General features: G+C 30.0%; 11 protein-coding genes. 8 read left to right on the forward strand and 3 right to left on the reverse strand.

Annotated elements, in window-relative coordinates:
* Positions 1-106 precede the first annotated feature (106 nt).
* Entirely contained in the window at positions 107-1507 is a 1401-nt protein-coding gene (locus tag Q5O44_RS00360) for an aldehyde dehydrogenase (RefSeq protein ID WP_022166395.1), read from the forward strand.
* Positions 1508-1636: 129 nt separating this feature from the next.
* Here the strand turns inward: Q5O44_RS00360 and queC are convergent, their stop codons facing one another.
* On the reverse strand, positions 1637-2302 hold the full coding sequence (gene queC, locus Q5O44_RS00365; protein WP_370545556.1) for a 7-cyano-7-deazaguanine synthase QueC: 666 nt from the start codon (positions 2300-2302) through the stop codon (positions 1637-1639).
* Between the two features lie 258 nt (positions 2303-2560).
* Here queC and Q5O44_RS00370 point away from each other — a divergent pair, with 258 nt between their 5' ends.
* The 3 genes from Q5O44_RS00370 to ligA all read left to right on the forward strand — a co-directional run bounded on the left by Q5O44_RS00370 (position 2561) and on the right by ligA (position 7941).
* Positions 2561-3277, forward strand: a complete 717-nt coding sequence (locus Q5O44_RS00370; protein ID WP_022166397.1) for a pseudouridine synthase — start codon at positions 2561-2563, stop codon at positions 3275-3277.
* Between the two features lie 394 nt (positions 3278-3671).
* Entirely contained in the window at positions 3672-5933 is a 2262-nt protein-coding gene (gene pcrA, locus Q5O44_RS00375) for a DNA helicase PcrA (RefSeq protein WP_022166398.1), read from the forward strand.
* Positions 5934-5955: 22 nt separating this feature from the next.
* A complete protein-coding gene (gene ligA / locus Q5O44_RS00380) occupies positions 5956-7941 on the forward strand; it encodes an NAD-dependent DNA ligase LigA (RefSeq protein WP_022166399.1) in 1986 nt (661 codons plus the stop codon).
* Positions 7942-8016: 75 nt separating this feature from the next.
* On the opposite strand, the gene Q5O44_RS00385 is transcribed toward ligA, so the two are convergent.
* Complete coding sequence (locus Q5O44_RS00385; RefSeq protein WP_022166400.1) at positions 8017-8325, reverse strand: hypothetical protein; 309 nt, start codon at positions 8323-8325, stop codon at positions 8017-8019.
* A gap of 133 nt (positions 8326-8458) precedes the next feature.
* On the opposite strand from Q5O44_RS00385, the gene Q5O44_RS00390 reads away from it, so the two are divergent.
* Complete coding sequence (locus Q5O44_RS00390; protein ID WP_022166401.1) at positions 8459-9928, forward strand: ABC transporter substrate-binding protein; 1470 nt, start codon at positions 8459-8461, stop codon at positions 9926-9928.
* A gap of 27 nt (positions 9929-9955) precedes the next feature.
* On the opposite strand, the gene Q5O44_RS00395 is transcribed toward Q5O44_RS00390, so the two are convergent.
* The gene (locus tag Q5O44_RS00395) at positions 9956-11668 is read right to left on the reverse strand and encodes a hypothetical protein (protein ID WP_291662012.1); all 1713 of its coding nucleotides are present in this window, start codon (positions 11666-11668) and stop codon (positions 9956-9958) included.
* 161 nt (positions 11669-11829) lie between these two features.
* On the opposite strand from Q5O44_RS00395, the gene rph reads away from it, so the two are divergent.
* The 3 genes from rph (at position 11830) to Q5O44_RS00410 (ending at position 13857) form a co-directional block, all read left to right on the forward strand.
* Positions 11830-12579, forward strand: coding sequence for a ribonuclease PH (rph, locus tag Q5O44_RS00400; RefSeq protein WP_022166403.1), 750 nt, complete (start codon positions 11830-11832; stop codon positions 12577-12579).
* Positions 12579-13184 (forward strand): RdgB/HAM1 family non-canonical purine NTP pyrophosphatase, encoded by a 606-nt coding sequence (gene rdgB / locus Q5O44_RS00405; RefSeq protein ID WP_022166404.1) that lies wholly within the window; start codon positions 12579-12581, stop codon positions 13182-13184. The genes rph and rdgB overlap by 1 nt, the downstream gene beginning before the upstream one ends.
* Positions 13185-13374: 190 nt before the next feature.
* The gene (locus Q5O44_RS00410; protein ID WP_022166405.1) at positions 13375-13857 is read left to right on the forward strand and encodes a YfcE family phosphodiesterase; all 483 of its coding nucleotides are present in this window, start codon (positions 13375-13377) and stop codon (positions 13855-13857) included.
* Positions 13858-13966: the final 109 nt, after the last annotated feature.

Below are 13966 nucleotides of genomic sequence, written 5' to 3' on the forward strand. Positions count from 1 at the left end.
CAGTTATGATATTGTATTTAATGAGTTTTTATTTAGAAGGATAAAAGTTAAGAGGTTTAGATTTGTTTACAAGGTGTATAATTATATAAGAAAGAAGATGATAGATATGAGTACAAAAGATTTAAACAGTTATGATGTTGAGAAGATACTTGAAAGACATAATAAGTTTTTTTATACACAAGCTACTAAAAATGTTGAATTTAGAATTAGGGCATTAAGAAGGCTTAAAAGTACCATAGAAAGATATGAAAATGAAGTATTGGAAGCATTATATTTAGATTTAAGAAAAAACAAAGTTGAATCATATACTACAGAAGTAGGCTTTGTATATAATAGCATAGAAGAAGTCATTAAGAATTTAAAGAATTGGGTTAAGCCAACAAAGGTTAAAACACCAATATTTTTAATGCCTGCAAAGAGTTTCATCATTAATGAACCTTATGGCACAGTATTAATAATAGGACCATATAACTATCCATTTCAATTGATTGTGGAACCATTAGTAGGGGTTATAGCTGCAGGGAATTGTGCAGTGATTAAACCTTCTGAACTGGCGCCTAATGTATCAAAAATAATATTGAAGATTATTGGTGAAGCTTTTGATGAAAGTTATATATGTGCTGTGGAAGGGGCTATAGATACTAATACAGCTCTTATAAATTCTAAGTTTGATTATATATTTTTTACAGGAAGTCCGGCTGTAGGGAGAATTGTTATGGAGGCAGCAGCAAAGAATCTTGTGCCTGTTACCTTAGAGCTAGGAGGCAAAAGTCCTGTTATAGTTGATAAGAGTGCTAATATAAGAAGTGCAGCAGATAAGATAATATGGGGAAAGACAGTAAATGCAGGACAGACTTGTGTGGCACCTGATTATGTAATGGTTCATGAATCTATAAAGAATGAACTCATTAAGGAAATGAAAAGATCCATTAATGACTTTTATGGTGATGATATAAAAGTAAGTGAATCTTTAGGACGTATAATAAATGAAAAACATTTTAATAGATTACTTAATATATTAGAAAGCGATAAAGAAAGCTTACTATATGGTGGAGAATATGATGAAGAAGAAAAATATATAGCTCCTTCAATAATTGAGGTGAAGGATTGGAATTCAGCATGTATGAAAGAAGAAATTTTTGGTCCAATACTTCCAATAATGTCATATAGAGATTTAAATCAAGTGATAAATGATATAAATAAACAACCAAAGCCTTTAGCATTATATCTATTTACCAGTGATAAAAGAGTTGAAAAAAGGGTGTTAAATGAAATATCATCTGGTGGAGTTTCAATAAATGATACAATACTACATTTGGCAAATTCAAATCTTCCCTTTGGTGGTGTAGGAAATGCTGGTATGGGAGCATATCATGGAGAAGAAAGCTTTAGGACATTTTCTCATAGAAAGAGCGTACTTAAAAAGAGTAGAGTATTAAATACCACACTGATGTATCCACCATATAGTGATAAAAAACTTATGGTAATAAAAAGATTTTTAAAATAAATATAGATGAGATTTATATGCTAATATGCTAAAGTCCTTATAGTAATGATGGAAAGGCGTGGGGATGTAAAAAAAGTGAAATAATTAAGGGGTGAAGATAGTTTTATATCTTCACTCCTTAGCAATTTTCTAAGATTTATTATTTAAATAAGCTTCAAGACCTCTCTTCCTTAAAATGCAGGCAGGACATTCACCACAACCATCACCAATTATCCCATTATAGCATGTAAGAGTATTATTTCTTACGTAATCAAGCTTTCCATATTTATCAGCCATTTTCCAAGTAGCAGCTTTATCTATCCACATCAATGGTGTGTGAATAACAAAGTTATAATCCATAGCAAGATTGGTAGTGACGTTTAATGATTTAATGAATATATCTCTACAATCAGGATAGCCACTAAAATCTGTTTCACATACGCCGGTAACTATATGTCTAGCACCCTTTACTTTAGCAAGTATAGCTGCAAAGGTAAGAAAAACCATATTTCTACCCTCTACAAAAGTTGATGGAAGATTACCATCTTCACCATTTTTAATATCTATATCACTGCGTGTAAGGGCATTAGGAGTTAATTGATTTAAAAGATCCATATTAAGTATATGATGTTCAACACCTAAATCCTTAGCTATATTTTTTGCACATTCAATTTCTAGCTTATGTCTTTGATTATAATCAAAAGTAACAGCAATTACCCTTTCAAATTTTTCTAAAGCCCAAAATAAACATGTTGTGGAATCTTGACCTCCACTGAAAACAACAATAGCTGTATTATCCATAATTTTTTCCTCCAAAGTAAAAAAAGATTTATTTTATTCTGCTAAAGATGGCACAATAAAATAAACCTTTTTTATTATTTATGCCTAGTTTTGTTTATAGACAGGATGGTCTTAATGAACTGTCTTTTATTAAATTACACTAACTGTATTAATTTAACATAAATTAAATGCTATGTAAAATACTTGATTAGTTATGCAAGATAAAACTTTACAGATAGGATAAATTAGAATAGTCTATTATTAGCTAAAGAAAAAATGCGAGGTGTATAGAAAGTGGAAAGAATAGATAAGATATTATCTAATTTAGGATACGGAACAAGAAAGGATCTTAAGAAGATAGTTAAAAATGGAATGGTTCAAGTTAATGGAGTTACTATAAAGGATAGTGCAATGAAGGTTGATCCAGAAAAAGATAAGATTGTTATAAATGGTGAGGAAATTTTTTATAGAGAATTTATATATTTAATGATGAATAAGCCAGCAGGTGTTGTTTCAGCAACTTTTGATAATAGGGATGAAACAGTAATTGATTTATTAGAAGTGGAACATCAAGTGTTTGAGCCTTTTCCTGTAGGTAGGTTAGATAAGGATACAGTGGGGCTTTTATTACTTACTAATGACGGTGAATTAAATCATAGATTGATATCTCCAAAGTGGAAAGTAGATAAGGTTTATTTTGCTAAAATAGATAAAAAAGTAACAGAAGATGATGTTGAAAAGTTCAAAAAGGGTATAACTTTAGATGATGGATATACATGTAAGGAAGCAATTTTAGAAATACAAAGTGCATCTGATGAAGGCTCAGAAATTGTTTTAACAATACAAGAAGGAAAGTTCCATCAAGTAAAGAGGATGTTTGAAGCTGTAGGGAAGAAAGTTACATATTTAAAGAGAATTGAATTTGGTACTTTACCTTTAGATGATGATTTAGAGGAAGGCGAATATAGAGAACTAACTGAGGAAGAAGTTGCCATTTTAAAAGGGCTTTAACGAACAAATCTTAATATTTTTGTAGAAAGATTCACATTTTAGGAAAAATGTAAATATTTATACAAAATATCTTGCATTTTTAAAATGTCTTCTATATAATATTATTGCAAGGATAAATAAAAGGAATGAATAGCCCCCTTTTTATTTATTGCTTATTGCTGAAGCGCAACCTAGCCCCAAGGGTTGCGTTTTTTTGTTGTCTAAAAAAGTTTTTTCAAAGAAAAGTTTAATTAAATTCATCATTCATAAATCATAATTTATAATTATATACGAACGTTTGTTTGAATGAAATTTTATATTATGATATAGTTAATATAATAAAAATGTCAATAATAATAAGATAGAGTCTATTGTGATATAATAGCAATGATAAATTGGAGAGGAGGATGTTTTTTTGGATTTAAAAGCATTATTAAATAAGGAGCAATATGAAGGTGCTGTAACAGTTAATGGGCCAGTGCTTATTTTAGCAGGAGCAGGTTCAGGTAAAACAAGAGTACTGACACATAGAATGGCACATATGATTGAGGATTTAAATATATTTCCGTATAAGATTTTAGCCATAACATTTACAAATAAAGCAGCTAGAGAGATGAAGGAGAGAGTTGTTTCTTTAATTGGTGAAAAGGCTGAAGATATGTGGATATCAACATTCCACTCCACTTGTGTAAGAATATTAAGAAGAGAAATTGAAAAGATAGGTTATAAAAAGAACTTTACTATATATGATTCTTCAGATCAAAAGACATTATTAAAAGAATGTATAAAGGCTTTACAAATTAATGATAGAGATATTTCTGAACAAGAAATCATGGGTAAAATAAGTAGAGCTAAGGATAGTATGTTATCTCCAGATGCATATTATAGACAGCATGAATCAAACTTTAGGGAAAAGAAGATTGCAGAAGTATATAAAATGTATCAAAAAAGATTAAAGGAAAACAATGCCTTAGATTTTGATGATCTTATATTTAAGACTGTAGAACTATTTAAAAAGGATACAGAAACAGTAGAATTTTACCAAAGAAAATTCCAATACATAATGGTTGATGAGTATCAAGATACCAATGCAGTTCAATATGAGTTAGTAAGATTATTAGCAGAAAAACATAGAAATATTTGCGTTGTAGGTGATGATGATCAAAGTATATATGGATGGAGAGGTTCTGATATTAGAATTATTTTAGGGTTTGAAAAGGACTATCCAGATGCTAAAGTTATTAAGCTTGAGCAGAACTATAGATCTAAAGGAAATATACTAGATGCAGCAAACGTAGTTATTGTAAATAATGCTAATAGAAAAAGTAAAGCATTAAGAACTGAGCAGGATCCAGGTGAAAAAATACAAGTTTATAGAGCTTATTCAGATGCTGATGAAGGAAGCTTTGTTGCTTCAAGGATAGCAAAGATAAAAGGTGAACAAGGTAAAAAGAATAAGGATTTTGCTATTCTTTATAGAACAAATGCACAATCACGTATTTTTGAAGAAAGTTTAAGAAGAGCTGGTATAGCTTATAAGATTATAGGTGGAACTAGATTCTATGATAGAAAAGAAATTAAGGATATGCTTTCTTATTTAAAGGTACTTGTAAATCCAGAAGATAGCATTGCCTTAAGAAGAATTATAAACGTACCTAAGAGAGGCATTGGCGATGCTACCATAAATAAGGTATTGGACTTTGTAGAAAATTATGAATTAAGCCTTTGGGATGGATTAAGTGAAGTAAGGACTATACCAACGCTTACTGCAAGAAATTGCGCTGGAATAGAAGGATTTATGTCATTGATGGAAGAATTCTCAATGCTTAGCGAAACAGTACCAGTATCTCATTTAATAGAAGAAATACTTAATAAGACAGGATATTTAAAAGAATTAGAAGCCTCTAAAGATATAGAAGATAAGAGTAGAATTGAAAACTTAAAAGAACTTGTTTCTGATGCTGTTGATTTTGAAAAAACAAGTGAAGATAAGAGCCTTTCTGCATATTTAGAAAAGGTTTCATTAGTACAAGATACAGATAAACTGGAAGATGAAGATGATGATAATGGTGCAGTAGTACTTATGACAGTACATAGTGCTAAGGGACTTGAATTCCCAGTGGTATTCATGGTAGGAATGGAAAATGGACTATTCCCAGGGGCTGCCTCTTTTGAAAGTGATACAGAAATGGAGGAATCAAGAAGGCTTTGTTATGTTGGTATAACAAGAGCTAAAGAAATACTATATATGACTTCAGCAGAAGTAAGAAGAGTATTTGGTAGGACAGTTTCATATCCTCAATCAGATTTTATAGCAGAAATAAAGCCAAATTTAAGAGAGTATGTTGTAATGGAAACTAAGAGAAGTGCTATAGATGCCACAAGAGCAATGATGGCAGGAAGAGATATGAGAAATAATCCCCATAGTATAAGAAGTGGATATTCATCTAATGGTGCTAGAGGATTTGTTACAAATAAAGCTAAAGTTTCTTCTGAAAATAATACAGGAACTTCTGAGGAAATTACTGTAGGTAGAAAAGTAAAGCACAAGGTGTTTGGAATAGGTACTGTTGTGGCAGTAGCTGATGCTAATGGAGATAAGAAGCTTACTATAGCATTCAATAGCCAAGGAATTAAAAATCTTATGCAGTCCATAGCAAAATTAGAATTATTATAATTAAGGATATTTGGAGGCAAGTATGGATAAGAAAGCTCGTATAGAAGAATTAGTAGAACTTTTAAATAAATATGCTTATGAGTATTATTCATTAGATAAGCCGTCAGTTACTGATAAGGAATATGACTTAAAGTATGATGAGCTTAAAGAATTAGAAAATGAAACAGGATATGTACTTCCTTACTCACCAACTCAAAGAGTAGGGGATGTTATATTAGAAGGATTTAAAAAATATACTCATAAAGCAAGACTTTGGAGTTTAGATAAGGCTCAAAGCATGGAAGAAATAAAGGAATGGCATAATAGAAATATTAAGTTTGTAAATGAAATGAATGCTAGAGGTGAAAACTTACCTCCATTAAGATATGTTATAACAAAGAAGTTTGATGGTCTTACCATAAACCTTACTTATAATGAAGAAGGGATATTAGAAGTTGCAGCTACAAGAGGTACTGGTGAAACAGGAGAGGATGTAACGGCTCAAGTTAAAACAATAAAGGAAATACCTTTAAAGACAAGCACTGGAGACATTTTTGAAGTTCATGGTGAAGCTATAATGACTCAGGAGGCCTTTGATAAGTATAATGCAATCTCTGAAACACCACTTAAGAATTTAAGAAATGGAGCTGCAGGGGCTTTAAGAAATTTAAATGTAAAGGAAACTGCAAGAAGAGGACTTTCAGCATTTTTCTATGATGTAGGATATAAAGAAGGAAGTGCTTTTAAGAATTATGAAGAAATGCTTAAGTTTATTAAAGATAAAGGTCTTCCAATGGATGAATATATAAGATATGCTACTACTTTAGAAGAAGTGGAAAAGTATATTAAAGAAATAGAAGCAATGAGATTTGACTTAAATTACGATATAGATGGAGTAGTAGTAGCCATTGATGATATGAGGACTAGAGAACTATTAGGCTATACCGTTAAATTCCCTAAGTGGGCAATAGCATTTAAGTTTGAGGCACAAGAAGCTACTACTAAGCTTTTAGATGTTGAATGGAATGTAGGAAGAAGTGGAAGAGTAGGTCCTACGGCTATATTAGATCCAGTAGAACTTGCTGGAGTTACTGTTAGAAGAGCAACATTAAACAATATGGATGATATTAGGAGAAAAGGTGTAAGGATAGGTGCTGATGTATTTGTACGTAGATCTAATGATGTTATACCAGAAATAATGGGTGTAGTAGAATCAACTATAGAAGGCTCAGAAGAAATAAATGCACCAAAAGTATGTCCATCTTGTGGAAGTCATTTAGTTTTAGATGGAGCACATTACTTCTGTGAAAATACATTATCATGTAAACCTCAAATGGTTAAGAGTATAGTTCACTTTGCTTCAAGAGAAGCTATGAATATTGCTGGATTTTCAGAAAAGACTGCAGAACAGTTATTTGAAAAGCTTGATATAAGATCAATAGCAGATTTATATAAGCTTAAAAAGGAAGAACTTTTAACTCTTGAAAAGTTTGGTGAGAAAAAGGCACAAAATTTATTAGATGCTGTGGAAAGAAGTAAGACACCAGAATTATATAGATTTATATATGCATTAGGTATACCAAATGTAGGCGTTAAGACAGCCAGAGATTTAGTAGATAAATTTAAATCCATTGATGGATTGAAAGAAGCTACTTTTGATGAGCTTATTTCAGTTTCTGATGTAGGTGATATAGTTGCTAAATGTGTCTTAGAATTCTTCCATGAAGAAAAAGTTATTAATACAATTAATGAACTTTTAGCATTAGGAATAACTCCAATATATGAAGAGAAAGAAGTTATAGAAAGTGGATTTAGTGGAAAAACAGTAGTTGTGACAGGAACAATGCAGAAGTATTCAAGATCTGAAATAAAATCTAAGCTTGAAAGTTTAGGTGCAAAGGTTTCAGGAAGTGTTAGCAAAAAGACTGATTACGTAATTGCTGGAGAAGAAGCAGGGTCTAAGCTTACAAAAGCTCAAGAGCTTGGAGTAACAGTAATTACAGAAGAGGAATTTGAAAAAATGATATAAATGAAAAGTATTTTAAATAGCTTTTATTAGATAAGTAGCTTAAAAGGGCTGTATCAAGATGATACAGCCCTTTTATTATTTTATTTTATAAAGAGAATCACTATGACTCATATCATCATTTTTTGATTGCTCAAATAAAGATTCTTCAATTACAGATGAAGAATTGTCAAAAGATTCATCCAGAAAGTCATTATAGCTATTTTTATTATTCAAAGAAGAAATACTATCATTTATCTTTTGTAGAATATAGTTTTGTATTCTATCATTTTTAAACATCTTAGTATATAAAACAAATGCCCATATTCCTATAATCATGAAGCAAATCATAAATAATGTTGCTACTCCATAAAACATTATTTGCATAACTTGTACTACAGATGACATAATTCACCTCCAAATTTTTCAATCAATCTATTATAGAGAAAATTATACATAATTATGATAAATAAATAAAGGGGGGTGATTAGGTTAATTTAGTTATGGATATACTTATTATTATTGGAAGGAGATGGAGATATTGAAAAGGATAATAATAACCATAGTAATAACTATAGTCACTGTAGTATTTCTTTTAGGGTTTATAGATAAGAGTAACAGTGGAAAGGAAACAGAAAAAGCTGACATAGTATATTCTATAGATGATATCCCAGATGACATGAGAAATATAGCAAGCCTTAGCACTAGACAACAGGACATAATATGTGCTGTTAGTAAAGGTCTTATTGAAATAGATAGTCAAGGAAAGATGATGCCTGCATTAGCTAAAAGTGTAGATGTAACTGATAATGGCATACAATACAATTTCACCATTAGAGATGATGTTTTCTGGAGTGATGGTAAATCTATAACTGCAGATGATTTAGTACAGTTCTTTCGAGAGATATTAACTGAGGAAAATGAAGATGATATAGAGGCGTTAATGAATGTTTATGGAGCAAGGTCATATTTAAACAATGAAGGTAATTTTAAAGAAACAGTAGCGATATGGGCTGAAGGTAATAATTTGATAATACGATTAAATTCTATTGATGATGATTTTTTGGTACAGCTCTCTAAGCCTCAATATAGATTAAGAAAAAATGTACTAAGCTGGGAATTTATTAATAATAATTATACCTCTTTAGTGTACAGTGGTGATTACTATATAAGCTCAATGGATGAAAATCAAATAATATTACATAGAAATGAAAAATCTAATACTGATATTCCTAAGGTTCTTAGTATAATAGAGGATAAATCAGAAGATATAGCATTAGCTGCCTTTGAAGTAGGTAATAGGGATATTGTTGTAAATCCACCAAGAAACCAGTTACAGCGCTTAAAGGAAGAGGGAAAGCTTATAACACTACCTTCTAATAAAGCAGTTTATGCTAGTTTTAATTTGGATGAATGCGCCATACCTATAAATGGTAGGAAAAAAGTATATTCATTATTGGATTCTGCCATAAGAAATTATATCGAAAACAATGAATCTTCTATGATTTGTGCAGAAGGAAAATATTATAGAAATGAAGAAAGTAGCGCTGCTAAATTGCAAGAAAGAAAGGTCCTTACCAATGTAGATAATTTTTGGGATGATGAAGAAAGTATTACCTTAATAGCTGAAAATAATATTGATAATAAGGAACTCATAAATATTATTTCAGATTGGATAGAGAAAAATACAAGCTACACATTGGTGGTAAAGCTAGTAGATAAAGAGGATATAGAGGGAATAATCGATGAGGGATATTATGATTTAATAATATTTAACTTAGAGGTTAACAGTGAAGATGATGTATATAAAGTAATTGATGAGTATAATGAGGAATTATCTATAGAAACATGGCAAGAAGATAATTATTTTAACATAGAAGATAATATGTTTAATTCATATAGCATTCTTCCTATATTATTCTATAATGAAAACATTGCAGTTAATGATAATATTACAGGAGTAACGTTAGATTGTAATGGCAATATTGATTTTAGTGCTATACGGAAATAAGGTCTCTTTATTGAGACCTTATTTATATTAATCCTCTTTATTTTCATTCATTACAGAATCAGCTTCAGAATTGTCATCTCTATTAATATAATTATCTGATGAAGAATCATCGTTGGTATCATTATTTAATATATCCGTTGATGAATTGTTAAGAGTATAATATATATCTTCAGATAAATCAGCAGGATTATCAGTTAAATTACTTTTATCTTCCACAGCAGAAATATCGTTATTAGGTATCATATTGCTTTCTACCATACTATTATCAGTAGTATTGCTTGTTGTTGTAGAAGTAACAATGTTAGAAGTAGTTTCTGTTTTTAAAGGAAATGGATCTGTACCATATGAAGAATTATATAGATTATTTATACATTCATCTTTAAAGAAGAAGATAAATAAGTAAAATAAAAAGAAGTTTTTATAACTATCAAAAGAGGTCCTATTTGGTGTAAATTCATCTTTTCGTTTATTGTAATTTACAGACTTAATAAATATAGGGGCAGTACCACTACTTGATGGAGTAGGAAGGTTTGACATTTTAAAATAAGTTTCACTAAGCATATCAGCAGATTTTAAACTATATCCTCTATATCTTTCATAGTCGTCAAGAGTAGGGGCCTCAGGCCAACTTGTTATTATGCCAGAAGAAATGAAGAATTTTTTATATATTGAAGAAATAAGGTCTTTATATGATGATTTATTTTCATTTATATCAGAATAAATAACAAAGGCAAGAAAATAAAAATTTATATCAAAACATGAATACTTTATATCTTTCTTTGAAGAAAGCTTGTAAAAGGTTTCGTTTTTAGCATCATATAAATCAAAAAGTTTGTTAATAATTTCTGAAGTCTTATCAAAAAAGCTAAGGATATTTGTATGTTTATAAGATAGTGATAATGCTATGGAACAAAGACATACAGTATCTAATTCTTCAACATAATAATCCTTTTCATCTAGCTTATTCATAGCATAATCAGTAAAATCTATTATTAACAGTTTTAAATCATCTAAAGCATCATAGCTATATAGGACATTAAAGGCTAATAATATCTTACATATCTCATCTAAGGAAGTATCATATAGCTTATCTTTATATTCAACAAAGACTTGAAGGATTTCCATGGCAAAAGCTTTATAGGCATCATATACATCACTTTCAGGATTCTTTAAGGAATATAAGTAATAAGCAAGCATCATATATGCTTGATCAGAAAATTTAAATTTTTTATCTTTATCAGATAAGTTAAAGTTTTTATAATTATTTTCACCATTATTTTTCTTACTTGTAAATGTACCATCAGCACTTCTTAAATTCACAGAATAGAATTCTAACTGCTCTTTAGCTAATTTTTCATATATATCATGAAATGCATAGAGACTTTTATCCTTGCCTCTAAAGTTACCATAGTAATCAGCAAGTTCAAGAATTGATAAGGTCATTAGAGCATTAGTTGTTGGATTAATTTCTTTCCTAAAGGTATCTTCATCAAAACCATTGGAATTTTTACTATGGATATAGTTAGGTGAAGCCTTTTTGTATACGCAGAGTAGTGGAGAAATATTACTATTTATGCTAATATCATTGTTAGAGGAAAGTCTTTTATAGCTTTTTATAGAAGATACTAATCCACATTTAGATTCAAGCACAATGGTTCTAATTGCTTCTTTAGCAAAAAAGAAAAGTTGTGTATTAATTTCATCTTGAGAAAGATTATTCATTCTAAAAAATGGACCCATATATCTCAATTTATTCACCTCTCAAAGTAATTCTTATATTAATAATATGAGTGATAAGAGGAAAAAGTGCATTTTTTTAGTAATAAGATAATAAAACAAGATGATAATATAAATATAAGATATTAAACGTAAATATTAAAACTATTAGTTGGAGGAGAATTATGCGTATTGATGGCAGAAAAAATGATCAAGTTAGACATACAAAAGTAACAAGAAACTATATAAAGCATGCTGAAGGTTCTGTATTAATTGAAGTAGGAGATACAAAGGTTATTTGTACAGCATCTATTGAAGATAAAGTACCACCATTTTTAAAGGGAACTGGAGAAGGATGGATAACGGCAGAATATAATATGCTTCCTAGATCTACAGCAACTAGAAAGGTGAGAGATATAGCTAGATTAAAGCTTGATGGTAGAACAATGGAGATTCAAAGACTTATTGGAAGAGCATTAAGATCAGTTGTTGATTTAAAGGCATTAGGTGAAAAAACAATCTGGATTGATTGCGATGTTATTCAAGCTGATGGAGGAACTAGAACAACAAGTATTACTGGTGCATTTATAGCATTGGTAGATGCAGTAAATAAAATTCATAAGCAAAAAAGTTTTAAGGTTTATCCAATAAGAAAGTTTGTTTGTGCAACTAGTGTTGGTATTGTTGGAGAAGAAAAGCTATTAGACCTATGTTATGAAGAAGATTCAAATGCAAAGGTAGATATGAATATTATTGGAACTGATGATGGACAGTTTGTAGAAATACAAGGTACAGGTGAAGAAGCTCCATTTACAAGAAGTGAATTAAATGAAATATTAGATTTAGGTGAAAAAGGTATTAAGCAAATGATTCAATTACAAAAGGATTGCTTAAAGATGGATGCACTATGGATTGGAACAGGAGAATCTAAATAATGAGAAAAATCGTTTTAGCTAGTAATAATGCAAAGAAAATAAAAGAATTAAAGAATATGCTTAAAGAGTATGATTTTGAAGTATGTTCATTAAAGGATGAAGATATTAATATTGATGTTGTGGAAGATGGAAATACTTTTGAAGAAAATGCTCTTAAGAAGGCATCAGAAATATATAACTATCTTTTAGCTAATAATAAAGGTGATGCTTTAGTTTTAGCAGATGATTCAGGATTAGAAGTAGATTACTTAAATGGAGAGCCAGGCATATACTCAGCTAGGTATAGTGGAGAGCATGGCAATGACTATGCAAATAACATTAAGTTATTAGATAAAATGAAGTCAGCTAAAGGTGAAGATAGAAGAGGTAGATTTGTATGTGCATTAGCTTTAATAGGTAATGATACAAAAGAGGTAATTAGAGGTACTGTAGAAGGATATATAAAAGAAGAACTTATAGAAGGAGATTTCTTTGGGTATGATCCATTATTCTTCTATCCAGAGTTTAATAAAACTTTTGCAGAAGCATCAGCAGAAGAAAAGAATGCAGTTTCTCACAGAGGAAATGCCTTAGCAGAATTAAAGAAGATATTAACACAACTATAATACTTAGATAATTATGAATGAAGAATGATGAACTTAGATAATGATGAATTATGAATGATGAGTGATGAATTAATGATGAAACTCAAAGAGTTTCTAAAGAATATGCTTTCTAAACTCCCCCTTTGGGAGTTTATTCCTAAATTCATAATTCATAATTCTTCATTCATCATTAAAAAAAAGGGGGTTTTTTATGTTAGTAGCAGTGGTAAGTGATTCTCATAATAATAGTGAAGCTGTAGATTTAGCTAAAAAAGCTATAGCTAAATGTGATGCTTTGTTATTTTTAGGAGATGGAGAAAGTGATTTAGAAAAGTTAACAGAAGGATTTAAAGGTGAAGTATATGCTGTATGTGGCAATTGTGACTTTAAGATGATGAATCCAGTAGAGAGAATTGTAATTTTAAATGGCAAAAGAATATATATGACTCATGGTAACAAATATAATGTTAACTTTGGTTTTAATTCAATTTACTATAGAGGTAGAGAAGTAGATGCTGATATTGTATTATATGGTCATACACATATACCAATGATAAAGCACGAAGGAGATATGATTATAATGAATCCAGGAAGTGTTTCTAGTGGAAGAGGTATTAAATTTCAAAGAAGCATAGGGTATCTTAAAGTAGCTGAAAATCATCCTGTAGAGGCATTTATAGAGGAATTAAAATAAAAAAAATGAAAAAAAATAAAAAAAGTTGAAAAAAAGTGTTGACGTATTAAATAAGATATTGTAGAATAATCCTTGTCGTTGAGAGACAAAGTGTTCTCGAGAGAAACAA

Origin of the sequence: Clostridium sp. CAG:221 (genome assembly GCA_000435835.1) — a bacterium.
Lineage (GTDB): Bacteria > Bacillota > Clostridia > Clostridiales > Clostridiaceae > Clostridium.

Excerpts from the sequence above, each read along its gene's own strand:
- Q5O44_RS00360 (WP_022166395.1), top strand. The coding sequence starts at position 107 with ATGAGTACAAAAGATTTAAACAGTTATGATGTTGAGAAGATACTTGAA.
- ligA (WP_022166399.1), top strand. The coding sequence starts at position 5,956 with ATGGATAAGAAAGCTCGTATAGAAGAATTAGTAGAACTTTTAAATAAA.
- Q5O44_RS00385 (WP_022166400.1), bottom strand. The coding sequence starts at position 8,325 with ATGTCATCTGTAGTACAAGTTATGCAAATAATGTTTTATGGAGTAGCA.
- Q5O44_RS00395 (WP_291662012.1), bottom strand. The coding sequence starts at position 11,668 with ATGGGTCCATTTTTTAGAATGAATAATCTTTCTCAAGATGAAATTAAT.
- rph (WP_022166403.1), top strand. The coding sequence starts at position 11,830 with ATGCGTATTGATGGCAGAAAAAATGATCAAGTTAGACATACAAAAGTA.
- rdgB (WP_022166404.1), top strand. The coding sequence starts at position 12,579 with ATGAGAAAAATCGTTTTAGCTAGTAATAATGCAAAGAAAATAAAAGAA.
- Q5O44_RS00410 (WP_022166405.1), top strand. The coding sequence starts at position 13,375 with ATGTTAGTAGCAGTGGTAAGTGATTCTCATAATAATAGTGAAGCTGTA.